Source organism: Yersinia sp. J1, from assembly GCF_050586585.1.
Classification (GTDB): domain Bacteria; phylum Pseudomonadota; class Gammaproteobacteria; order Enterobacterales; family Enterobacteriaceae; genus Yersinia; species Yersinia entomophaga.
On the sequence record NZ_JBOBDP010000001.1, the window covers coordinates 655026 to 678745 of the forward strand.

Genomic DNA, 23720 nt, shown 5'->3' on the forward strand with positions numbered 1-23720 from the left:
TATCTGCGATAAAGATCACAGTTCGCCGACGTAGATCTCGGACGTGGTGATGGAGCGGGTTTGGGGAAATGAAACTGCCGTGACTGATAGCGAGTTTAGTGCTGGCAGGCATGGCGCTTCTCCGCCTTTTCCACTTTAGATGAAGCAGTGCGCCCACTAAAGATAGCGACGAGATCCCTATTATTTAAGGATTAGTGAGTAATAGCCGGTAATAGAGAGTGGTAGTCTTGAAATTATCACCACGCGTTGGATTAGGAGAGAATAATGAAGGGAATCTATCTTTACTTAATTCTGTTCAGCGGAGTCGCTTATATCCCTGTTAATGCCAATGTGAGTGATTTGGCAAGCTACGAGCGGGGATTACAACTCTTGGGCGAATGGGAGGGGGACAGAGAAAGGGGTATCGGCGCTTTCTCTGCGATGACTCTCCCTTCATTGAAGACGGTTGCCCGGTGGATGCGGGATTGCCACTACAACATAATGGAACAGAAAAATCGTTTCTTATAACAATTGAAACCCGTCTATGTAGCCATAGGCTGAGTTCGGTGACGTTTAATTATCTGGGAATATTGCCAATTTTCAGCAACCCAATGTGGTTATCCACCGTGTAAAAAAGCAACGGCAACCCTGATTTGACGGCCGCTGGCTCAAGGGCTAAAGTCACTTTTTCTGATACAGGCGTGGTATAGTCCACGGCTTATACAGGACGTTATTGACCACTTGAGTAGAGCTAAAAACATGCATTGTGTGATTTATCGAAGCCCTAAACGGGATCAAACTTACCTCTATATTGAAAAAAAAGACGATTTCTCCCGGGTTCCTCCTGAATTACTGGCCAGCTTTGGTCAACCCCAGTTTTCCATGATGTTGTCTCTTTCAGAGCGAAAAAAATTGGCTACCGCAGATATTGAGAAAGTAAAAACTGCGTTGATTGAGCAGGGTTTCTATCTGCAAGTTCCGCCACCGCCAGAAAGCCTGCTAAAAATGCATTTAGGGACGGATAAAGCCTAATTCTCCACCCCGATGAGAAGCCCGGATGCCAGCCTTTGCTGCGCCGGGTATTTCGCAGGTTTTTTCCCCCTATCGGATTAAATTGATTGGCTGCCTCAAAGTATTGCCAGTAAATAACCAAAGGAAGTGGGTGATGAGGGTTTCGTTACTGACAATGTTGTTCGCTTCGGCCGTTTTGAGTGGCGGGTTACATTCGGCTACAGCTGCTCCGGCAGTGACGCCAGATTCGGCGAAGGTCGCAAATAGGTCGACAACCGTCACCACGCCGGCGCAGCAAGGCCGCGATCCCGCTGAATTCCACGCTTATGTCGAACAACTTAAAATCCAGGCTCGCTCACAGGGAATCACTCAGGCGACCTTAGATCAGGCGTTTGCTGACATTCATTTTGTTGACCGAGTGATCAAATCCGATCGCAATCAGTTAGAAAAGAAAGTGACGTTGGATGATTATCTACAGCGGACATTGCCCGCGCAGAAAATCAAACAGGGAAAACTGTTTCATCGCCGTTATAAACCTCAGTTAGCCCGAGCTAGCGCCCGCTACGGAGTACCTGAGCGCTATATTGTGGCGCTATGGGGAATGGAAAGTGGCTTCGGTAAAATTCAGGGGAAAGAGGATGTCATTTCGGCGCTAGCTACACTCGCTTTTGAAGGGCGGCGCGAAGCATTTTTTACCAAGGAACTCATGGCTGCCCTGAATATTATTCAGCAAGGGCATGTCGGTAACCAAAAGCTAAAAGGTTCCTGGGCCGGAGCCATGGGGCAGAATCAGTTTATGCCATCCTCTTTCCTGAATTATGCGGTTGATGGCGACGATGACGGAAAGATCGATATTTGGACCAACGTCGATGATGTTTTTGCCTCAACGGCCAATTATCTGTCTAAAGAAGGCTGGAAAACAGGGGAAAGCTGGGGGCGGGAGGTTCTGTTGCCGGCGAATTTCAAATCGCAATATGTGGGTTTGAAAAATGAGCAGGTGCGCACTTTGGCTGAGTGGCAGCGAATGGGCGTATTACCGCTGAATAAAAAGGCGTTCAGTTATCCTGCATTACGAGCCTGGGTTATTACACCAGATAATATGCAAGGTCGAACATTCCTAGTTTATGATAACTTTAGAACTATCATGCATTGGAATCGCTCTTACTATTTCGCACTCAGTATAGGTATGATGGCTGATGGTATTGTACGTTAGCAGAGCGAAATATTGATGACCCGATTGGGATTAACTGTCGATGTACTCTAGAGTTTATCTGTAGATGATTTCAGGAGAAGCAACATGTATCAACATAGAGACTGGCAGGGAGCCTTACTTGATTTCCCGGTAAATAAAGTGGTGTGCGTCGGCAGCAATTATGCAGATCATATTAAAGAAATGGGCAGCGCAGTACCCGTTGAGCCAGTGTTGTTTATTAAACCTGAAACCGCGCTGTGCGATATTCGTCAACCGGTTGCTATTCCAAAAGGGTTGGGCGGCGTTCATCACGAAGTGGAATTGGCGGTATTAATTGGAACCCCACTAAAACAGGCCAATGAAGATCGGGTTGCTCGCGCAATAGCCGGTTACGGTGTAGCGCTGGATTTAACGCTGCGTGACTTGCAAATGGGTTTTAAAAAAGCCGGTCAACCGTGGGAGAAAGCCAAAGCTTTTGACGGTTCTTGCCCTATATCCGGTTTTATTCCTGTGGCAGAGTTTGGTGACGCGCAACATGCCGAACTGTCTTTAATGATCAACGGTGAAGTTCGCCAACGGGGCAATACCGAAGATATGATTACGCCAATTCTGCCTCTGATTAGTTATATTACGCGTTTCTTTACCCTGCGAGCCGGAGATATTGTGCTGACGGGAACGCCGCAGGGCGTAGGGCCGCTAAATTCAGGGGATATGTTACAAATTGCTCTGAATGATAAAAGGCTAAACACTCGTATTATCTAATGATTTGCTCGCTGCCCCGGCCCGCTTGGGCTGGCGAGGCTTGCATCTTCGCTCTAAAGCGTCTATAACGACCCGCCATCACTTACTTACACCGGATACCGATATGTCACAACTTCCTTTTTGGCAACAAAAAACGCTGGCCGAAATGTCAGACGCAGAATGGGAATCTCTGTGCGACGGCTGCGGTCAATGTTGTTTAAACAAACTGATTGACGAAGACACCGACGAAATATATTTCACTAATGTTGCCTGCAATCAGCTAAATATCAAAACCTGTCAATGCCGTAACTATGAGCGTCGCTTTGAATATGAAGAAGACTGCATCAAATTAACCCGCGAAAATCTGGTGACCTTTGATTGGCTTCCGCATACCTGCGCCTATCGATTGGTGGGTGAGGGCAAACAATTACCCGATTGGCATCCGCTATTAACCGGTTCCAAAGCCGCAATGCACGGTGAACGTATTTCTGTACGCCATATTGCCGTGCGTGAAAGCGAAGTTATCGACTGGCAGGACCATATTTTAAATAAGCCTAGCTGGGCCAGGTAGTCAATTGATGAAAAGAATTGTTTTCTTTTAAAAAACCGGGTGCGCCAGTGGTTTATTGTCATTAAAATCCAAGGTTATTATCATATATAGATCTAGGTTATTTCTTCTTGCTGCGTAGCCATCGTGAGGAGGGGGGTAGCCTTATCATTGCTTGTTTTCACTCATCATTTGAAATGCACTTCTTATTGGTCTTTATTATATTTATACAAAAATAAAACTTGCGTTTGATATTTTTCCATTAAAGTAACAATATTCACTTTAAGTTTAAGTTTAAGTTTAAGTTTAAGTTTAAGTTTAAGTTTAAGTTTAAGTTTAAGTTTAAGTTTAAGTTTAAGTTTAAGTTTAAGTTTAAAGCTTAATGATAAATTTAATGTGAGTACAGCGGTGGTTCATGATTACTGCTCCTGAGGTGAAACGGTATGGTATGCCTTTCATGATGCAAAGTTCGAAAAATGAAAATATTCTAATTGGTGTGGATCAAGCGGAAAATATTGCCAGCCAGCCAGCCAGCCAGCCAGCCAGCCAGCCAGCCAGCCAGCCAGTGGGTTGAGTACCAACACGGCGGCCATCCCGGTGAAGCTGCTAAGGGATTTTTTCTAACGTTCAAACTCAGGCTAATCAACTTAAGATCAAGGTAATAGGTATTTGGGTAAGAATAAATTAGGAGTAAATGTATGCTCCATAGAACGAGAGTTTTTAAACTGCAAGGATCTCGTCAGGCATCTTTTTCTGGTGTTGGTCACAATATTTTGGGGCAAATAGCAAAGGCGGCTTTATCTCTCTATCGTATTGTGAAACCACCAGTCGGCAAGGTCGATGCTGACATATAAAAATATGATTCTTATCAGGCAATAAAATGTTATTTAGGGGCGTAACTATCTACTGATTAATTCATCGAATATCATTCGCAACTAGTATTTGGTAAATTTTAAATGAGATTTTTTATTTGTCACTATATGTGAGGGTCAGTAGGTTCAACACGATTCAACAAATCAAACATTGTTTAATTCGAGAATATTCCCCTGTTATTTCTGTGTGGAAACCGCAGGGGAAGTCATAATATCGTTAGCTGCTATTTAAGAGTTATACTGGGCTAAAATTATTCGCGTTGCTTCAGCCAGAACATCCCGTCGTGATTCTGCATCTTTCTTATGTTGGGTAAAATATACTGCGAGAATTAACGGTGCTCCCGTTGGCGGCCAAAGTACGGCCACGTCATTGGTTGTCCCGTAATCACCGCTGCCGGTTTTATCACCCACGAGCCAGTCTGCTGGAACACCGGCGCGAATGCTGGCATTTCCCGTAGTATTTCCTTTTAACCATTGAGCCAACTGTTGCTGCTGGGCTGGCGCTAATCCATCGCCGAACTGTATTTTTTTCACTAACGCCGCCATTGAGCTTGGCGTTGTGGTATCACGAGGATCACCAGGAATAGCGCTGTTTAATTCAGGTTCCCAGCGATCCAGACGAAATGCAGTATCTCCGAGGCTCTGGGTAAACTTATTCACACCTTCTAATCCGCCAAGTTGCTGAATTAATAAATTCGCAGCAGTGTTATCGCTATATTGCAGCGCTGCGGCGCAAAGTGCAGCTATCGTCATGCCTTTTCCCAAATTTTCGCGAGCTATCGGCGCATAGGAAAGCAGGTCGGCCTCAGAATACGTGATATGTTTTTCCAGCAAAGCAGGTTGAGACATACTTTGGCGCAATATTGCTGCCGCCAGTACCAGCTTAAAGGTGCTACAGAATGGGAAAGCTTCATTGCCACGATATTGAAGTTCTTTACCGCTTTGGATATTAATCAGCGAAACGCCCAAACGACCTTGAGCTTTTTCCTCAAGGGCTGTCAATTGTTCAGATAATGGCTGGCCGGCAGATTTCGCCCATGAGGGGAATGCCAGATTGGCCAATGGAAGGGTGATACCTGCAAGTAGCAGCGAGCGCCGCAGCGTTGAATGCTTCATAGTCGTCTCTTATGCAATGTGAATCTGGGGTTCTGAGCAATAAACTCTGCTCGTCTCTGTTTGACCGCAAAATGAGAGCGGCTCCGAGTTACTCAAGATTCGGTGAAATAAGAGAACAAAAAGACCAGGATTGCCACGGCGATCATAATCATGGTTGTACGTCTCATTTTAGCGCTCCAATGTGTTGTTCAATCTAAAGGTGAATGAACATGGCGACTATTCTACGTCTGCCCAGGTAAAAACCCTAGTCCGTTAGGGGAGCGGGAATCGACAGCATCAGGATATTGATTTAATGCAATTAAACCAGTGACATTTTTTACCTGCTTGACTGGATATGACATAATGCAGGTAAGATTAAAATGATAAGTTGAATGCCATGAAAAAAAATAAATTAGTGTTGTTTACCTTCGGATTAGCGATGGTCATAGGTACATTCTCTGCCTCAGTATTGGCATCTCCGCTGATGCGTTTACAGTGTTTAACTGAATCGGGGTTAAAGTCAGAGAGTTTGCTGGATGGCCTTAACCAACAACTAACCATTGACGGTGCTATTTTCAAATTCACCGAAATTAAAAATGACGCCAATGGCGAACGTCTGCTTTTTCAACGTACTGTTGATAACAGCACTTTTCACGCTGCGTTGAATATCTCCACCACGCCTATTTATCTAGATTTGAACAACGGTGAGAAAACATTGAATTTCACCTGTAAAAGTCTTAAGGCCTAAGTTTTACTGCAAGTGATACCGTTAGAGTCTTACGTTTTCTCTGTGTAGAAAGGGTAAGCAGCCCCTGTTCCCCATACAGGGGCTGTCGTTATAACGATTAATAAACGGTTTGATTCCTTCCAGCGTTTTTGGCCTTATAGAGATTATTATCTGCGGCTTTTAGTAGCGAATCTAATGTTGGTGTATCCGTACTTAGCTGTTTTAGCCCAAATGAAAGGGTGAGTTTAATATTATCCCCGCTTGCTGGAGTGAAAATTGTCTCTTCGACCTCTTTCCTGATTTTTTCAATTCGCTGATAAGCGTTCTCCACATGACAGTTGAAAAAGACCATGGCAAACTCCTCACCGCCAATGCGTATCACCATATCTGATTTTCGGCTATTCTTTTTGAACATATTAGCCAACTCGCAAAGTATAAAGTCACCCACAGGATGCCCGTAGGTATCATTGATCTTCTTAAAATGATCGATATCGCCGGCAGCCAGAGTAATGGGTTTGTTCTGCGAGTGGATGACCTTCCAATCTTTCGCTAATTTACGCCGATTGAATAAATGTGTTAACGGGTCTATATTAGCTTCTCTAATTGCTCTCTTATTGGTTATAATCTGTTTGAATATAATGACCAAATAGGTCAGTTGCAGAAGTAAGCTGAATCCAAGCCCAAAACAGAATAATATCTTGGCGCTTTTATCTACCTCCGAGATGGCCATTTTCGCCTCGGATAACTGCTCACTGCTGTATTTCAAGAGTCGCATGTTTCGGAGTTCAAAATCGATAAAATGGCTAAGTGCATCGTTGAAAAGAATATTTCTCGCTTCATTAATATATCCGTTTTGATACAGCGAAACTGCTTTTTCACTTAGGCTAATATAACGCAGCCAGGCATGATACGCCTCGTCAAGATCCTGCCTGTTATTGCTCTCTGGCAAGGTTTTACTATACATATAGAAAGTATTTTCTATTCTTATTATTAACTCATTTGTTTCTTTCCGTACCTCCTCAACAGCTTTATCATCGTGAGCATTAACCAGTTGAAGCTGCAACTGCCTTAATTGCACGGTATCAGTAATAAAGCTCCTGCAGGCCGCAAGTGCTGGTATAGTTTTATCCGTCAGTTCGGCCGTTCTGGCACCGAACCGGGCGGTATCTTTTAGCAGGTTATTACCCATATAGAGGTAAAGAATATTCACAATCACAATGACAATAAATACAGATATGGCGACCCCATTTTTTTTGAGGCAAGACATCTTAATCTCCCAGTGTTTTCCTGTTTATAAAGTTGTCATAACGCACTTATATAGCCTGGTTAGTCTTACTGGTAGGTAATGGCAGTTTTTTTGTCGCTGATAATAGTTAAATAGATAAGTTTAGTCCAAAATTTTTTACTTCATTTCATTTTTAACGGAACTTATATTGACGGGTAGGTTATTAATGTACTTGATTCTGGCTATTTCTCTGAGATTGGATAATTATAGCTATTATGCAAATAAAAAAAGGTGCCTTTCAGCACCTTTTTAAGATTAGGAGTTTGTTATTTATCGGCCAAACAGGTCACGTCTTTTCGGCTTAACAAATTGACTAATAAGAACCAGAATAGCAACCACAAGGTAGGCGGAAAATATAACGACTAGCCACTGAGGCATCTCAAGAGATAAGAATTGCCACTGTCTCACTGAGCAATCGCCACTGGCCAGGAATACAGAAGGCAGCCATTTGTCTAGTGGCAACCAGGACGGGAAATTAACAAAGAAATCGCAGGTGGCAAATGGGGAAGGGTGAAGTTGGAACATGGTATGTTCCCACGCTAATTGCACGCCCTTCCAGGCACTGTATATCCACAATGCAATCGCTAAATAGCGTAATGGCGATTTGGGCGCAATAGCGCCAAGCAGCGAAGCACCAAGAATACCAAACAACGCACAGCGTTCATAAATGCACATTACACATGGCTGTAATAGCATGATGTGTTGAAAATAGAGTGCGGCCAGCTCAAGCAGAAGTGCAGTCAAAGCCATTAAAAGCCAAGCACCGCGCCCTTGGGAGCAACGGTTAAGAAATTGCAACATATCTTTATATTCCATGCAGTAAGCAATTGTAGTGGCAGTGTAAACCAATTCATCATTGCTGCCAGCTATCCGGCGACAAGTTTAAGCGAAAATCATCTGTTTATCGCTTAGACCACGATTTAACGGATAAAAATTCATCTTTGATGATGTTAATGGCATTTTAAGCCAGCCCTTTAGTATAAAAGTGTAGGGCTGGCTGAGGTCAGAATGCAAGGAATCAGTGTGTAACCAGTGCGCCTGGGTCAATTTGCGGCACGGCTATCAGGCCCGATTGAATCATTAATTCGGTCATAGGAACTAATGCAAACTCAACGCATAGAAGACCAACCAACGTCATGACAATGGTATAGGGCAGTGCCATATACACCATTCTTCCGTAGGATAAACGAATAAGCGGAGCCAGCGCGGAAGTCAGCAGGAATAAGAATGCGGCCTGTCCGTTAGGCGTAGCAACGGAAGGTAAATTGGTGCCGGTATTAATGGCCACCGCCAGTAGTTCGAACTGCTGTAGGGAAATAGCACCCTGTTCGAAGGCGCTACGAGCCTCGTTAATATAAACGGTGCCGACAAAAACATTATCAGATACGGAAGAGAGCAAACCGTTAAACAGATAAAACAGCGACAGTTGCGCCGATGGCGACGACTGTAGGACAAACTGGATAATCGGCGTAAACAGATGCTGTTCAATAATTACCGCCACCACGGCAAAAAATACCGTCAATAACGCGGTAAAAGGCAAGGCTTCCTGAAATGCTTTGCCCAGTGCATGTTCGTTGGTAACGCCGCACAACGACGTGGCCAGAATAATAACGGACAATCCAATCAGACCCACTTCAGCCAAATGTAATGCCAACGCTACAACCAACCAAACGCCAATTAACGCCTGAATGATTAATTTCATTTTTTCCTGACGCGTGCGTTTGGCGGAGGTTTGCTGATCGTATTCTTTCAAAATCTGGCGCACACGATCCGGCAATTCTGCACCGTAGCCGAACAGTTTAAAACGCTCAACCAGCAGACAGACCAATAAACCGCAAACAAATACAGGCAAAGTGACCGGAAGCATGCGAATAAAGAAATCGAAGAAATGCCAGCCAGCGCTTTTGGCAATGATCAGATTTTGTGGTTCGCCAACCATCGTCATTACGCCACCCAGCGCAGTACCGACACCGGCATGCATCATCAGGCTGCGTAAAAAGGCGCGGAACTGCTCCAGTGTCTTACGGTTTTCCTGCGAATCTATCCAGCTGTCATCGTTGACGTCCTTATCGCTATGATTGGAGGCAACGTGGTGATAAATAGTATAAAAACCGACGGATACGCTGATAACCACGGCGATAACCGTTAGTGCATCGAGAAATGCAGAGAGGAAGGCGGAGGCCAGACAGAAAGCCAAAGACAGAATGATTTTAGACCGAATATTCAGCAGCAGCTTGGTAAAGACAAATAACAGCAGCTGTTTCATAAAATAGATACCGGCCACCATAAAGATTAATAGCAGCAGCACTTCGAGATTATTAGCAATTTCCTCCGCAACCTGATGCGGACTGGTCATCCCAATAATAATTGCTTGAATCGCCAATAAACCGCCAGGCTGCAACGGGTAGCATTTTAACGCCATCGCTAAGGTAAAAATAAACTCAACGACCAGCATCCATCCCGCGACAAAGGGACTGACGAAGAAAAAGACGAGAGGGTTTATTATCAGAAAACCGATAATGGCTATTTTGTACCAGTCTGGTGAGTTGCCCAGAAAGTTCTTGATTAGAGCCTGTCGATTGGTCATATCCATTGTGTGTCATTATCCCCTTAATTTTTCTATGGTTCAGTTAATAATCAAGCTTACGGCGTGCTTTGAGCAAGCGATTTAAAGAGTGTAAAAATATGACTAGTAGCGTGAAGTTGGCGCGATTTTTGCCATTTTATGACCGCTTTCACCAATTGTTCTGCTGCGACGCTATATCATACACGGCGCGTCTGGTATGATAAGCTCTATTAAATTGCTGAAAAATATCGCTACGGAACGTCACACACATGGTTATAAAGGCGCAAAGTCCTGCCGGTTTCGCGGAAGAGTACATTATTGAAAGTATTTGGAATAATCGCTTCCCTCCAGGATCTATTTTGCCCGCGGAGCGTGAACTTTCAGAACTCATCGGGGTAACCAGAACGACCTTGCGGGAAGTATTGCAACGTCTTGCTCGCGATGGCTGGCTCACCATTCAGCATGGTAAGCCTACAAAAGTAAACAATTTTTGGGAGACGTCGGGCCTTAATATTCTTGAAACACTGGCTCGCCTGGACCACGATAGCGTCCCTCAATTGATAGATAATTTACTCGCTGTTCGAACCAATATCGCTTCGATTTTTGTGCGGACTGCGTTCCGCCAACATCCCGATCAAGCATTGGATATACTGGCGAAAGCGTCAGAGGTAGAAGATCACGCAGAAGCTTTCACTGCTTTGGACTACGGCATTTTCCGCGGTCTGGCATTTGCTTCCGGTAATCCGATTTACGGGCTAATCCTGAACGGACTAAAAGGTCTTTATACTCGCGTTGGTCGTTATTATTTCTCTAACCCGGAAGCCCGTAAGCTAGCGCTGAACTTTTATAGCCAGTTAGCTAGCCTGTGCGAAAATAAATCATACGACCAGGTTATGGAATGTTTGCGTAACTACGGGAAAGAAAGCGGGGCGATCTGGCACAGTATGCAAGGCACAATGCCGAGCGATCTGGCTGAAGCGCGCCGCTAGAACGGCAAATGACAATGAAAAAGGGCCATTTGGCCCTTTTTACTATCTGATAAACGGTATTCTCGATAAAACCGCATCAGACGAAGGCAAAGGTTACAATTTGCTTTCACGTGGTGGCGTGCTTTCCAGCAGTTCGGTGCTGCCATCCTCATTCAACTGTTCAATGTGTACGTCAAATCCCCAGAGGCGATGGATATGTTTCATCACTTCTCGACGACTTTTATCCAGCGGAGCTCGATCCTGCGGAATATAGCGTAAGGTCAGTGAGCGGTCGCCGCGCAAATTGACATTCCAAACCTGAATATTTGGTTCATGGTTACTCAGATTGTATTGAGCAGACAGCTCATTGCGAATAGCCCGATAACCCTCTTCATTATGAATCGCCGAGATTTCCAGATAATTATTTTTATCGTCATCCAGTACGGTAAATAAACGAAAATCGCGCATGACTTTGGGCGACAAAAACTGGCTAATAAAACTTTCGTCTTTAAAATCACGCATGGCGAAATGTAACGTATCTAACCAATCAGAACCGGCAATACCCGGGAACCAGTAGCGATCTTCTTCCGTTGGCGACATACAGATGCGCTTGATGTCCTGAAACATGGCAAAACCCAGCGCATAAGGGTTTATCCCACTGTAATAAGGGCTGTTATAGGCGGGTTGGTACACCACGTTGGTATGACTGTGCAGGAATTCCATCATAAACCGATCGCTGACCCGACCTTCGTCATACAGGTGGTTTAAAATAGTGTAATGCCAGAAAGTGGCCCAACCTTCATTCATCACCTGAGTCTGTTTTTGCGGATAAAAATATTGGCTGATTTTGCGTACGATGCGCAGGATTTCCCGCTGCCAGGACTCCAGTAATGGGGCATTTTTCTCCATAAAATAGAGAATATTTTCCTGGGGTTCACTTGGATAGCGTAGCGCTTCAGCCTGGGTTTCTTCTCGAGCAATGCGCGGCAGGGTTTTCCATAGGGAGTTGACCTGGCTTTGCAGATATTCCTCCCGACTTTTCTGCCGAGCTTTTTCTTCCTGTAGCGAAATTTTTTGCGGGCGTTTATAACGGTCAACGCCGTAGTTCATCAGCGCATGGCAGGAATCGAGCAGTCGTTCCACTTCTTCTACACCGTAGCGTTCTTCACATTCACTGATGTAATGGCGGGCAAACAGCAGGTAATCGACAATGGAGCTGGCGTCAGTCCAGGTTCGGAAAAGATAGTTATTTTTAAAGAAGGAATTATGCCCATAGCACGCGTGAGCCATGACCAGTGCCTGCATCGTAATTGTGTTTTCTTCCATCAGATAGGCGATGCAAGGGTTGGAGTTAATCACTATTTCATAGGCCAGACCCTGCTGGCCTTGTTTATATTTCTGTTCCGTTTCGATAAATTTTTTGCCAAACGACCAATGGGTATAATTTATTGGCATACCAATACTTGAATAAGCATCCATCATTTGCTCAGAGGTGATCACCTCGATTTGATGCGGATAGGTATCCAATCGATAATGTTTGGCGACCCGATCGATCTGATCGAGGTAAACCTGTAGTAATTCGAAAGTCCAGTCTGGTCCGTCAGTCAGACGCTTATCTTGCGCGCCCGTTTTTTCAGTTGAAGTTGTCATCAGCGCACCCTCACGGTTTTAACATCTGGCCAAATACCTGTCCCTTGCATAATCCTAGCTCAATCTGAACAAACTGAAGCACGGCAAGACCTTATGTCAATATAGTTTATTTTTTCCGCGCTGGGAGCATCATCTTATTCTTCTATTTGGCAATATTTTATTCTGCATCAATGGCAATTTATAAGAATTAAATATCGTCAAAGTCATCTTGTTCAAGTTGTGGATTATTTGGACTATAAACAGCTAACTTAATGAATTTATTGAGATATACACCTGTTTATGATGTTCAAACCGAATCTTATCGCCAATAATGTAAATCACTTGAAAAACAATAAGATTAAAATATAAAATAACTGTGAGCAGAATCACAACCCACGATCAAATTGTTGGCTAGTTTTTTACACTAAGTTAATTTTCTGTCAGCAGAATATTATGCTTTATGTATTATCGGCGGAGTTAAGGTATGCGTATTATCATTTTGGGAAGTGGAGTGGTGGGGGTGGCCAGCGCCTGGTACCTAGCAAAAGCAGGCCATGAGGTAACGGTCATTGACCGCCAATCTGGCCCGGCTCAGGAAACCAGCGCAGGTAACGCGGGGCAAATTTCCCCCGGCTATGCCGCGCCTTGGGCAGCTCCGGGCGTACCGTTGAAAGCCATTAAATGGATGTTCCAACGCCATGCTCCGCTGGCCATCCGATTAGATGGCAGCAGCTTCCAGTTACGCTGGATGTGGCAGATGCTGAAAAATTGTAGTACTTCCCATTATATGACCAATAAAAGCCGCATGGTTCGGCTGGCCGAATACAGTCGGGATTGCCTGAAAGATCTGCGCGAAGATACCGGAATCCAATACGAAGGCCGTCAGGGTGGAACCTTGCAATTGTTCCGGACTCAGCAACAGTTTGATAATGCTGCAAAAGATATGGCGGTATTGGAGGATGCGGGCGTACCTTATCAATTATTAACCGCTGATAAATTAGCGACCATAGAGCCAGCCTTGTCCAAAGTGTCTCATAAACTGACCGGCGGATTACGTTTACCTAACGACGAAACCGGCGATTGCCGTTTATTTACCGAGCAATTGGCGAAAATGGCTGAAGCCGCCGGAGTGAAATTTATTTTTAACCGCTCGGTAGATAAATTGCTGGTGGACGGTAATCAAATCGCTGGTGTACTTTGCGGCAATGACGTGATCAAGGGAGATGCTTATGTCGTGGCATTTGGCTCTTATTCCACGTCATTACTACAGGGTTTAGTGTCTATTCCGGTATATCCGCTAAAGGGTTACTCGCTGACTATTCCAATTACCGATCCGGATTCTGCGCCATTTTCTACCGTGTTGGATGAAACTTATAAGATTGCAATTACCCGATTTGACGATCGTATTCGCGTCGGTGGTATGGCGGAGATTGTGGGTTTTAATACCCAATTGGAACAGGCCCGTCGGGAAACGCTGGAAATGGTGGTGCAGGATTTGTATCCGGATGGGGGCAAAGTTGAACACGCCACATTCTGGACCGGGTTGCGTCCAATGACGCCTGACGGTACGCCGGTGGTAGGGCGGACGACGCTGAAAAATCTCTATCTGAATACCGGCCACGGCACTCTGGGCTGGACAATGGCCTGCGGCTCAGGGCAACTACTGGCCGATATCATTTCTGGCCGTCAGACCGCCATTGACGCCGATGATTTAGCGGTTGCTCGTTATAGTCCGGGATTCCATTCCGCGAATCATGGCAGTCTGTACGCGGCGCGTTCGATTCGCTAATTTTCAAATATTGCACAACAAGCGGCTGGGTAATATCGGCCTCTTGATGTGCGCGTTATTTCATAGAATAAATAATCCGGTAACAATTAAAAGCCCGACAAACCCGGTAAAGTAAAAAGGAACGCGCATGCCTCGCCCGATATCTGCCACGCTGCATTTGTCTGCCTTTGATAATAATCTTAATGTCATCAGAAATTGTGCTCCTCAGTCAAAAGTATGGTCAGTGGTTAAAGCCAATGCTTACGGTCACGGCCTGAGCAGAGTGTGGGAAAGTTTATCCGCTACCGATGGGTTTGCATTATTGGATCTCAATGAAGCAGTTTTACTGCGTGAGAAGGGTTGGAAAGGGCCAATTCTATTGCTGGAAGGGTTCTTTCAACCGCAGGATTTGACGTTGTTGGATCATTATCGTCTGACGACGACGATACACAGTGATTGGCAATTAGACGCTATTCAACGAGCGCGGTTAAGTGCACCACTTAATGTTTATCTTAAACTGAACAGCGGAATGAACCGCTTAGGTTTTCCGGTTCGTCAGGCTGAGACGGTCTGGCAATGGGCGAAAAGCATTGCCAATATCGATCAAATTACGTTAATGAGTCATTTTGCTAATGCGGATAATCCTACCGGCGTGGCGCAGCAGTTTAATGACATCAGCGATGCCAGTGCCAATATTCCTGCTCCGCGCAGTTTTGCCAATTCCGCCGCGACGCTTTGGCACAGTCAAACTCATCGAGATTGGGTACGGCCGGGTATTATTTTATACGGGGCGTCCCCGAGTGGTAGGACGGCAGATATTGCGGACACCGGTTTGCAACCGACAATGAGTTTGTGTAGTGAAATCATCGCCGTTCAGGATTTGAGCAAGGGCCATGGCGTGGGCTATGGCAGCCGCTATCAGGCCAGCGATGCTCAGCGTATTGGCGTCGTGGCTTGCGGCTATGCCGACGGCTATCCGCGTCATGCGCCAACGGGTACTCCGGCATGGGTTGAGGGCGTTATGACTCGAACCTTGGGCACTATATCAATGGATATGATGATGGTGGATTTAACCCTTTGTCCACAGGCCGTAACAGGTAGCAAGGTTGAATTGTGGGGGAAAAATCTGCCGATTGACGACGTTGCCGCCGCTGCGGGAACCGTGGGCTACGAATTGATGTGCGCTTTGGCTCCCAGAGTGCCGGTGAAAATCGAGAGTTAAGCTTGAAAATTCCGATATTCCGAAACCTATCCTGAAGGCGTATCTTTATCCAGATATGCCTTCTTTATTTTGATCTCATTTCATTAATTTGTTGATATGGCGACATGTGAATAGTGGTTATAAAACCCATTTATATCGTTATTCTCCCTTCGGTTTTTATTATTGCCACCTCATCTGATTTATTTATAGTGGTTGAACTGCTGATCATCCGCATGATTTTATATTCTGAGAATAAATGAAATCGAATAGGAGAGTATTATGTCAGTTGCCAGAATAGATTCACTCCAGTTGAGAATGAATCAGACAAGAATACTCATCCTGTCATTAATATCTATCTCTCAGCTCATGCTTTGTCTGTATTCAATATTATCACTGCGGTAGCATCGGGGTTTGATTGTTTATTTTCAATACTAGGGAAAACTATTGTTGATCAATATTATCGACGATCTTTCTATCGGCTAACCGAGACAGTTTTAGCGAGGAAATATGATGCGCCAACTCGTGGGTCTGATTACCTCTGATTTATCCCGTATGGCGCACAGCCGCGCATGGGAAACGCTGGAGCGTAACATGGCAGCCGATGATTTTCGGCTGGATAGCAAGGTGAAAAATACCAAAGAAACCTCCGGTGAGTTGATGATTATCAGAACGGGTGCCGAAGCCATTGTATTTCCCTCTGGCGTTAATGTATTAATTGAAAATGCAGATTATCTATTTTATTGCTTGCTCCATCCGATAACTCAGCTATGGATGAAAAACAGGCGGCCGGACGGTTACGATCTCAATGTTCTGTATAATAATAGCCAATCCCGCTATATCATTTATATGCAGATGACCGAAGCCATGTTGTATTACGTACGCCGGGGGTATCGGGTCTTGGTTATCTATCATTGCGATCCAAAGGCCACCGATCCAGCAGTCCAGTGCGCTATTTCACTGGCGCGACGGGAGCGGCATCGAGTTACGTTGCGGACTATCGGTGGTGTAATAGAGCCAAACCAGGAAGAACAGCAATATCGGGCGGGTCTCATATCCGCGTCAGATAACCGCGGGTTTATCTATGCGCTATTCACTCGTAAGAAAGTCATGATGGCTGTTATCCATTACCTATTAAATAGGTCTCAGCCAAACTGCGACAGAATAATCTCAGTCTTGGCGGATTATTGCATCGACTGGAATCGCTTTATTCCAGATATCGATCATCAGATTGATACTTATTTATATCCGTGGAATGGCGTTTATTGCAGTGAAGCGCCCCGAACTCTATTTTGCCTGCTGGCTTCGGTTGGTACGAATAAAGGTTGTCTATTAGAGATTAACGGGCACCGAGTTCGTCATTTACGTTATCGCTTCGGGACGTTGAGTTGGGCTGCGGGAGCAGAAAATCCTCATCATGGCTATTTGCATTTTGACTGGCAGGCACAGGGGCGGAGGATAGTAGGATACTGTTGGAGAACGGGACAACGCAGCCTAGAGGGTCAACGTATTGTCGCTTTTTCTGCCACTCTGGAGGGACAGGAAAAAGTCGAAGCAATTTTATCCTGCGAAGGACATTGTCGCGAAATCATTCGAAAATTTTCAAGTGGAGAAAATGAGCCTAGATTTGATTTGCCTGACTGGGCGCAGGAATTTGTGCAACCAATGATACAACCGCGTCCCCAAGGGGGGGAAAGGGTGTTTTGTCATTATTGGCGGAAAGCAGCCTTGGCAAGGCTGGCACTGAGGTTATTACAAAGTAAGTGCTAACGTAGGATAAACATTAGGGCAGAGTAAAATAACGGCTGATTTAGCGGGTTATCAATGATCCTCTAAGATTAATTATCCATACCATTTATTACCCGACGAGTTCACGTCATCCAACTCATTCCGCGAAAGCGGATCGACAGAGCGATCCGCAATCATTATCAGGCAATTTTCTTGATGATGGTCGGCATCCGCTTGCTGGCACTGCGGGCAATCCACGCCAATAAACAGCCGGTTAACATCACCAACGCCAGCGAAAGCTTAGGCTGAATGGGTAATGACATAGCGATCAGACCCAAGGCGGCACCGCCGGCCATTTGCACAAAACCGACCAGAGCAGAGGCCACACCGGCTTCATTGGCGTAAGGTTCCAAGGCATAGCTGGTCGCCGGGCCCATCATAAAGGCCAGACCGGCGCAGGCACTGGCGACCGGCAACATGTAAGTCGGCCAGCTATTCTGCATTTCCGCACTTAATTGTGTTACGCCAAATAATAAGCCTACACACCCCAAAGCCATGAGCAGACTACCGGTCATCAGACAGGCTGGACGGCCCACTTTTTGAATGATCCTATTGGCAAAGAAACTCACAAACATAATCCAGAACCCGTTGGCGCCGAAAGCCAGTGAGAACTGGAGCGGTGTGAGATTAGCCTCGCCCATCAATACGTTAGGAGCCAGAGACACATAAGTCAGCGCCATTCCCATCGCACCCGCGTTCACCAGCGCAAAGACCAGAAAACGATCGTCACGCAAAATACGCAAATAGTTTTTGAACGGTAAGCCTTTAACCGACTGGGTTCCCGCTGGGCGGGTCTCTGGTAGGAAAAATACCACCAATATCAGTACCAGAACGGCGTATAGCACCAAGAACCAGAAGGGGGCGCGCCAGCCGAAGGCTTCGGCTAACAGGCCGCCTAACAAAGGCGCCAGCGCCGGGACGATATTCAAGGTGCCATTTAAAAAACCAAAGGCTCGGGCGGCCTCGTTACCATTTAAACGATCGCGCACGCCGCTAAATGCCACCACGGCGGTGCAACATACGGCGGTTCCCTGTAGCAGGCGCGAGGCGACAAACATCGTTGGCGTAGTCGCTAGCGCGGCCATTGCGGCACCCAGCATATACAGCAGAATTCCGATGATGGCGATAGGTTTGCGGCCATATTTATCCACCAATGGACCTGCGATCAGTTGCCCGACGCCCAAAACCAGAATAAACAGCGCTATGGTGGATTGAATTAGTGATTCGCTGCTATTCAGGCCTTTGGCAATAGCGGGAATAGTGGGCAGGTAAAGGTCGATACCCAGTGGGCCTAATAGAATCAGGCTGAGTAATAAAAACAGAAATTTTTGCATAGCAGAGATACAACGTCCAGGTGACAGAAGCGGCAAGAAACAGGAATTTGGCTGAGAAAGGGGGCTACGTTTCGGCAACGGCGTCACTTGTCTCAGAAAAACTCAACCTGGTTAGATTACTACAATCAATGAAATATAACCTGCAAATAGTTTTAATTGCACGGTAATTCTGGGGAAGCGGTGCGGGGAAGGATTACCGCACCGGATTGATAACTCTCCTTTTATCTACAAACCCCGAGATTAGCTGATCCAATTAATAACACTTGGCGGGGTTACGATAGCTTAACCGAGGATATCACCACAGGTTATTTTTTGTACTCACTTATGATTCGTAGCATGTCACGGTCGGGGAGCAACTTGGGGTCTGGATATTGCCGCCAGGCGTGCGTACCGCCAAAGGAGCATCGCGGGCGCGAGTGGTTAAATTGCGATTGCGGCAGCAGGTGCCATTTGCCGTCTATTTTAACTCTCGGCTGCTTGCCAGGAATGTCATAGGCGGGGCGTGTATCGCAGTTTGCGTGTAGCGTATCGTCGACGGGCGCTTGCATGGCCATATGGCTGATGCGATAGCATTTTTCCTGATTAATCGCGACGCCTCGACGTTCCACTTCGGCGGTTAAGCGTAATACGGATTTACCGTCGTTATTATAAGTACCCAGCGCGGAGCATAATGCATCTGAATCAAATTCAGCGATCTGTTTGTCGGTCAAATGAGGAAGGGGAAGTGAGCAACCCGAAATGAATAAAAAAGCCAGCGGTAATACAACTCTCATGAAAAATCCTGTTCCATAAGTCACTACAAAAAATAGTGGTAAATAATTTCAATACTAATTAATAGTCCATTTAGAATTAACCGTATTGAAAAGTGAGGGTCTAGTGTAAGTGATAATAAGCAGATTTATTATATTAATTGCCAATTTAGATAAATAAAGGATAAACAGAGGAAATTAATTTATGGTAGTGGAGTGAGTTAACCCGCGTTAGGCTGATGAGTAACCCCATCAGCTTGACGCGTGAGCAATGACCCATTGTTCCATGGCGGAAGCATCCAGCGGTTCGGAAAACAGATATCCCTGCCCGATGAGATAACCCTGACGGCTGAGCAAGTTGCGTTGCGCTTCGGTTTCCACGCCTTCTACCACGACGGAGAGTTGCAGGCTTTCACCAATGCGGATTACCGCTTCGCTAAGCGTTCTGCTGGTTTCATCGTGCTCCAGATCGTTTACGAAACTCTTATCCAGCTTGATTTCATCTAATTCCAGTCGACGTAGATAGCTCAGGCTGGAATAGCCGGTGCCAAAGTCATCCATTGATAACCTGACGCCCTGCTTATGGATCTTATGAAGGGTGGCAAAAATACTGGGATTATTATCAATCAGAATATCTTCGGTAATTTCCAAAGTTAAATCCTGCGGTGGCAGATGGTAGCGTTGCAGAATGTGGGCGATGATATCCGGCAGCCCTAAATTATGGAAATTGGTTGGTGATAAATTAACGGAAATAGACGGTACATCAAGGCCACGCAGGCGCCATTCCGCCAACTGACGACAGGCTTCATTAATAGTCCACAGCGCGAGTTCATTAATTAACCCGCATTCTTCGGCCAATGGAATAAAACGCTGCGGCGGGATCTCCCCAAGCGTTGGATGATGCCATCGGCTTAAGGCTTCTACGCCGTAAAGTTGACTATCGTGAAGTCTGACCTGTGGCTGATAATAGAGCTGCAGGGTATTGAGATGAACCGCTTGACGCAGCGCGCCTTCCAGCGCCTGACGCTGTAAATTTAGCTGGTTCATTTCTCTGCTGAAGAACTGGAACTGTCCACGGCCCATCTCTTTAGCCTTGTGCTTGGCAGCATCTGCATTGTGCAGCAGCGTATTGATTTCTTTGCCATTATCTGGATACAGGCTAATACCTATTCCGGCAGAAGGAATAATGGTCACCCCGGCAATCTGGCAGGGCTGTGACAGGCAACCCAGCAGTTTCTCGACTCGTAGCGTGGTTTTATCAACGTCAAAAGCGGTTAGAATCAGGACGAACTCGTCCCCCGATAAACGGCCAATGATATCGTGTTTGGCCATATCCCCGCGTAATCGTTGGGCAATGGTACACAGCAATTCATCTCCCGCAGCCTGACCCAATGAATCGTTTACCTGCTTAAAGCGGTCGATATCAATCACTAATACGACCAGCGATTGCCCTTGCGCTTCAGCTTGACTAATTGCCTGATGAGCATGGTTGAGGAACTGGGCGCGATTAGGCAGGCCGGTCAGTGAGTCATACAGCGCCAGTTGCTGGATTTTCATCCGTGACTGTTTTCTTTCCAGCGCCAGCGCGCACAGGTTAGTGGACAGTTTGACTAACTTATGGTGGAAGGCGTTAGGGCCGCGTTTTTCGCGAAAGTAGAAGGCAAAAGTTCCCAGCACTTCTCCCTGGCTGGATAAAATAGGGCTAGACCAACAGGCTAATAATCCGAGTGGCAGCAAAATATGACGGAGGCGACGACACAAAGGGTCGTTGGCGATATCGTCCACTAATACCGGTTCTTTGCGATAGGCTGCAGTACCACAAGAGCCGCTGTGCGGGCCGATGGGCACCCGTTGCAGTGCGTCGGTGTAGTGTGGTGACAAACTGGGAGCCGCCAAATGCTGTAAGGTATTATCATCCCGCGCCTGAAGAATACTCACCACGACTTCCGGCGCAATGCGTTCAATCTCGAGACAAAACATATTCAGCACTTCATCCAGCGGGCGCTCTAACACTAAGGATTCCAATACCTTATATTGTAGTACTTCATATATTTTGGTCGGGGTAATATCCGTCAGTACGCCAATGGTATAACTGGCTTTCCCCTGTTCGTCATAGACCGAATTTATGGTTGCCGAGCACCAATGAGGCTGGCCGTCCTGACTATAAAACAGTTCTTCCGGCTGCAACGTTTGGTGAAGGTCGTCGGACGAAGCCGATATCGATGAGGAAGGCGGTTTATTTTGTAATAGGGCAGCAATCGGTTGCCCCAGTGCCTGCTGTGCGCTGTAACCGAATAGTTTGGTAAAACCCTGATTAATATACAAGGTTAGCTGACCGTCATCGCTGCCACCGGCAATAAACATTGCGCTATCGCTGCGGTCGGTCAGTTCGGTCAGCAGCTGTACCCATTCATGGGTTGAGGATTCCAGCGCCACCTGCTGAGTGATATTTTTGGCGATTTTGACCATTTTGGCGGTTTTACCGTCGCGACCCGGAACCGGCTGATAAATCGCGGCGAGCCATACCGGGGAGCCGTCTTTATGTCGCCGCTCAAAGCGACCTTCCAGAGACTGGCCAGCGCGCAGGCTTTTACGCAGGGCGTGATACTCTTTGCTCCCGATAAAATCGGGCTTACAGAACATTTTATGGGACTGTCCGATGACTTCGTCACGCTGATAACCAAAGTAATCAAGGTAGTTCTGGTTAACATTGACTACCACGCCGTTAAGATCGAATTCGATAATAGCCAGAGAAAGATTTAATGCTTGCAACAGCGCCTCATGTTCACTGTACGCAGACAGATCTTTTTCAGTGGGGAAAGGGTCATTTAAATGGCTCATGAGGATTCCTGTAGCAATAGAAGCGCCTAGGCCGTTGTATCATTAAACTAAAATCATCGGATATGTAAATCAAATATCACTATCTATATAGAAACAGAATAGGATAACTGACAAAGAAATTAAATATAATAAAGTCATTTCCCCAAAGAACAGACTTTGTACAACGACAAGTAGATTTTTTTAAATCTGTTTAGCGTGTATTTAACCTACCTTAGGAGAGAAACCCCATGGTCATAAAGAGTAAATATAGTGCAATATTTATAAATTAATTAGAGTTTTTAATGCGTATTCAATCTGTCGCTTTTTATCGACTAATTAAAAGTTAAATGAATGCTTGTTGTCGACAGCTAATAACGCAGAAAAACCGGCTAAAAAGATAACCATTGTTTGTAACTCATTAAATTATTGCGTTTTTATTACGTTGATGGAAAGAATAAGCCCCGCCAGCGCTAAAAAGGCCGGCGGGGCTGAGATATCGGCCATCAAAGATTTTAATGGTCGATAGAGCTGAAACGTCCGCCATTAAAATCTTTAATGGCATTTTTGATTTCCTGCTCGCTGTTCATAACAAAAGGCCCGTAACCGACAATAGGTTCATTGATCGGTTCGCCGCTGAGCAATACCAAGACGGCATTATTGTTGGCTTCAATGGTCAGATGGCTGCCCGCTGAATCCAGCAAGACCATTTCCGCTTCGCGACCAATGCTTTCGCCATTCACCATAATGGTGCCGTGCAAGACGATCAGTGCGGTATTCCAGCCTTCCGGCAGAGAAATTTCACTGACGCTGCCCTGATTCAACCGCATATCCCAAACGTTCAGCGGTGAAAAGGTTTTGGCAGGCCCGGTATGGCCGTCGAACTCACCGGCTATGACCCGAACACGACCGGCGTTATCCGGCAGTTCAACGCGCGGAATATCCTGACTCAGGATCGCCTGATATCCAGGTGCGGCCATTTTATCTTTGGCAGGCAGGTTCACCCACAGCTGAACCATTTCCAGCGGGCCACCGCTTTTACTGAAGGCTTCGGAGTGAAACTCTTCGTGTAAAATACCAGAGCCTGCGGTCATCCATTGCACATCGCCGGGCCCGATAACGCCGCCTTTACCGGTTGAGTCACGATGTTGGACTTCACCTTGATACACAATGGTGACGGTTTCAAAACCGCGATGCGGATGTTGCCCTACGCCACGCGGGTGATTGCTCGGTTTAAAATCCTGCGGACCGGCATAATCCAGCAGCAAGAACGGACTCAGCTGCTTGCCATGGCTTTGATACGAAAACAGAGAACGAACCGGGAAACCGTCGCCAACCCAGTGGGAACGTGGCGCAGTGTAAACACCTAGTACTTTTTTCATCATAATCTCCTTACAACAGGTAGGTTGCTGTATTGGATAAAGTATAGGTTTAGGATAATTTAAGCGGTAGAT

21 protein-coding genes are annotated in these 23720 nt (G+C 46.0%); 12 read left to right on the top strand and 9 right to left on the bottom strand.

Features of this window, described 5'->3' with window-relative positions:
- The first annotated feature begins 264 nt into the window (after positions 1-264).
- The 7 genes from ACQ4OC_RS02795 to ACQ4OC_RS02825 all read left to right on the top strand — a co-directional run bounded on the left by ACQ4OC_RS02795 (position 265) and on the right by ACQ4OC_RS02825 (position 4324).
- A complete protein-coding gene (locus tag ACQ4OC_RS02795; protein WP_064513510.1) occupies positions 265-507 on the top strand; it encodes a hypothetical protein in 243 nt (80 codons plus the stop codon).
- A gap of 231 nt (positions 508-738) precedes the next feature.
- Positions 739-1011: a YcgL domain-containing protein gene (locus ACQ4OC_RS02800; protein ID WP_049597707.1), complete on the top strand. Its 273-nt coding sequence runs from the start codon at positions 739-741 to the stop codon at positions 1009-1011.
- Positions 1012-1144: 133 nt separating this feature from the next.
- On the top strand, positions 1145-2203 hold the full coding sequence (locus tag ACQ4OC_RS02805; protein ID WP_064513512.1) for a lytic murein transglycosylase: 1059 nt from the start codon (positions 1145-1147) through the stop codon (positions 2201-2203).
- Positions 2204-2287: 84 nt separating this feature from the next.
- Complete coding sequence (locus tag ACQ4OC_RS02810) at positions 2288-2944, top strand: fumarylacetoacetate hydrolase family protein (RefSeq protein ID WP_064513514.1); 657 nt, start codon at positions 2288-2290, stop codon at positions 2942-2944.
- Between the two features lie 103 nt (positions 2945-3047).
- Positions 3048-3494, top strand: coding sequence for a YcgN family cysteine cluster protein (locus ACQ4OC_RS02815; protein WP_064513516.1), 447 nt, complete (start codon positions 3048-3050; stop codon positions 3492-3494).
- A gap of 391 nt (positions 3495-3885) precedes the next feature.
- Entirely contained in the window at positions 3886-4044 is a 159-nt protein-coding gene (locus tag ACQ4OC_RS02820) for a hypothetical protein (RefSeq protein ID WP_430970913.1), read from the top strand.
- A gap of 124 nt (positions 4045-4168) precedes the next feature.
- Positions 4169-4324, top strand: a complete 156-nt coding sequence (locus ACQ4OC_RS02825; RefSeq protein WP_158513757.1) for a hypothetical protein — start codon at positions 4169-4171, stop codon at positions 4322-4324.
- 246 nt (positions 4325-4570) lie between these two features.
- Here the strand turns inward: ACQ4OC_RS02825 and bla are convergent, their stop codons facing one another.
- A complete protein-coding gene (gene bla / locus ACQ4OC_RS02830) occupies positions 4571-5458 on the bottom strand; it encodes a class A beta-lactamase (protein WP_064513520.1) in 888 nt (295 codons plus the stop codon).
- 376 nt (positions 5459-5834) lie between these two features.
- Here bla and ACQ4OC_RS02835 point away from each other — a divergent pair, with 376 nt between their 5' ends.
- Positions 5835-6185, top strand: a complete 351-nt coding sequence (locus ACQ4OC_RS02835; protein ID WP_064513522.1) for a hypothetical protein — start codon at positions 5835-5837, stop codon at positions 6183-6185.
- A gap of 97 nt (positions 6186-6282) precedes the next feature.
- Here ACQ4OC_RS02835 and ACQ4OC_RS02840 read toward each other — a convergent pair whose 3' ends face one another.
- The 3 genes from ACQ4OC_RS02840 to nhaB all read right to left on the bottom strand — a co-directional run bounded on the left by ACQ4OC_RS02840 (position 6283) and on the right by nhaB (position 10042).
- Complete coding sequence (locus tag ACQ4OC_RS02840) at positions 6283-7431, bottom strand: GGDEF domain-containing protein (RefSeq protein ID WP_430970914.1); 1149 nt, start codon at positions 7429-7431, stop codon at positions 6283-6285.
- Between the two features lie 288 nt (positions 7432-7719).
- On the bottom strand, positions 7720-8250 hold the full coding sequence (dsbB, locus tag ACQ4OC_RS02845; RefSeq protein ID WP_064513527.1) for a disulfide bond formation protein DsbB: 531 nt from the start codon (positions 8248-8250) through the stop codon (positions 7720-7722).
- Between the two features lie 217 nt (positions 8251-8467).
- Positions 8468-10042, bottom strand: a complete 1575-nt coding sequence (nhaB, locus tag ACQ4OC_RS02850) for a sodium/proton antiporter NhaB (protein ID WP_430970915.1) — start codon at positions 10040-10042, stop codon at positions 8468-8470.
- A 242-nt stretch (positions 10043-10284) separates the two neighbouring features.
- On the opposite strand from nhaB, the gene fadR reads away from it, so the two are divergent.
- Positions 10285-11004: a fatty acid metabolism transcriptional regulator FadR gene (fadR, locus tag ACQ4OC_RS02855; protein WP_064513530.1), complete on the top strand. Its 720-nt coding sequence runs from the start codon at positions 10285-10287 to the stop codon at positions 11002-11004.
- Positions 11005-11097: 93 nt separating this feature from the next.
- Here the strand turns inward: fadR and ACQ4OC_RS02860 are convergent, their stop codons facing one another.
- Positions 11098-12633: a SpoVR family protein gene (locus ACQ4OC_RS02860; protein WP_064513532.1), complete on the bottom strand. Its 1536-nt coding sequence runs from the start codon at positions 12631-12633 to the stop codon at positions 11098-11100.
- A 463-nt stretch (positions 12634-13096) separates the two neighbouring features.
- Between ACQ4OC_RS02860 and ACQ4OC_RS02865 the strand changes: the two genes are divergently transcribed.
- The 3 genes from ACQ4OC_RS02865 to ACQ4OC_RS02875 all read left to right on the top strand — a co-directional run bounded on the left by ACQ4OC_RS02865 (position 13097) and on the right by ACQ4OC_RS02875 (position 17348).
- On the top strand, positions 13097-14401 hold the full coding sequence (locus ACQ4OC_RS02865; protein WP_120805427.1) for a D-amino acid dehydrogenase: 1305 nt from the start codon (positions 13097-13099) through the stop codon (positions 14399-14401).
- Positions 14402-14528: 127 nt separating this feature from the next.
- Entirely contained in the window at positions 14529-15602 is a 1074-nt protein-coding gene (gene dadX / locus ACQ4OC_RS02870) for a catabolic alanine racemase DadX (RefSeq protein ID WP_064513535.1), read from the top strand.
- 486 nt (positions 15603-16088) lie between these two features.
- Complete coding sequence (locus ACQ4OC_RS02875) at positions 16089-17348, top strand: hypothetical protein (protein WP_128821860.1); 1260 nt, start codon at positions 16089-16091, stop codon at positions 17346-17348.
- 158 nt (positions 17349-17506) lie between these two features.
- Here ACQ4OC_RS02875 and ACQ4OC_RS02880 read toward each other — a convergent pair whose 3' ends face one another.
- The 4 genes from ACQ4OC_RS02880 to ACQ4OC_RS02895 form a co-directional block, all read right to left on the bottom strand.
- Complete coding sequence (locus ACQ4OC_RS02880; protein ID WP_120805431.1) at positions 17507-18700, bottom strand: multidrug effflux MFS transporter; 1194 nt, start codon at positions 18698-18700, stop codon at positions 17507-17509.
- Between the two features lie 305 nt (positions 18701-19005).
- The gene (locus tag ACQ4OC_RS02885) at positions 19006-19473 is read right to left on the bottom strand and encodes a hypothetical protein (RefSeq protein WP_064513541.1); all 468 of its coding nucleotides are present in this window, start codon (positions 19471-19473) and stop codon (positions 19006-19008) included.
- Positions 19474-19701: 228 nt separating this feature from the next.
- Positions 19702-22290 carry a sensor domain-containing protein gene (locus tag ACQ4OC_RS02890; protein ID WP_120805433.1) on the bottom strand — a complete coding sequence of 863 codons (2589 nt, stop codon included), beginning with the start codon at positions 22288-22290 and terminating at the stop codon, positions 19702-19704.
- A gap of 491 nt (positions 22291-22781) precedes the next feature.
- Positions 22782-23648 (bottom strand): pirin family protein, encoded by an 867-nt coding sequence (locus ACQ4OC_RS02895; RefSeq protein ID WP_064513545.1) that lies wholly within the window; start codon positions 23646-23648, stop codon positions 22782-22784.
- Positions 23649-23720 lie beyond the last annotated feature (72 nt).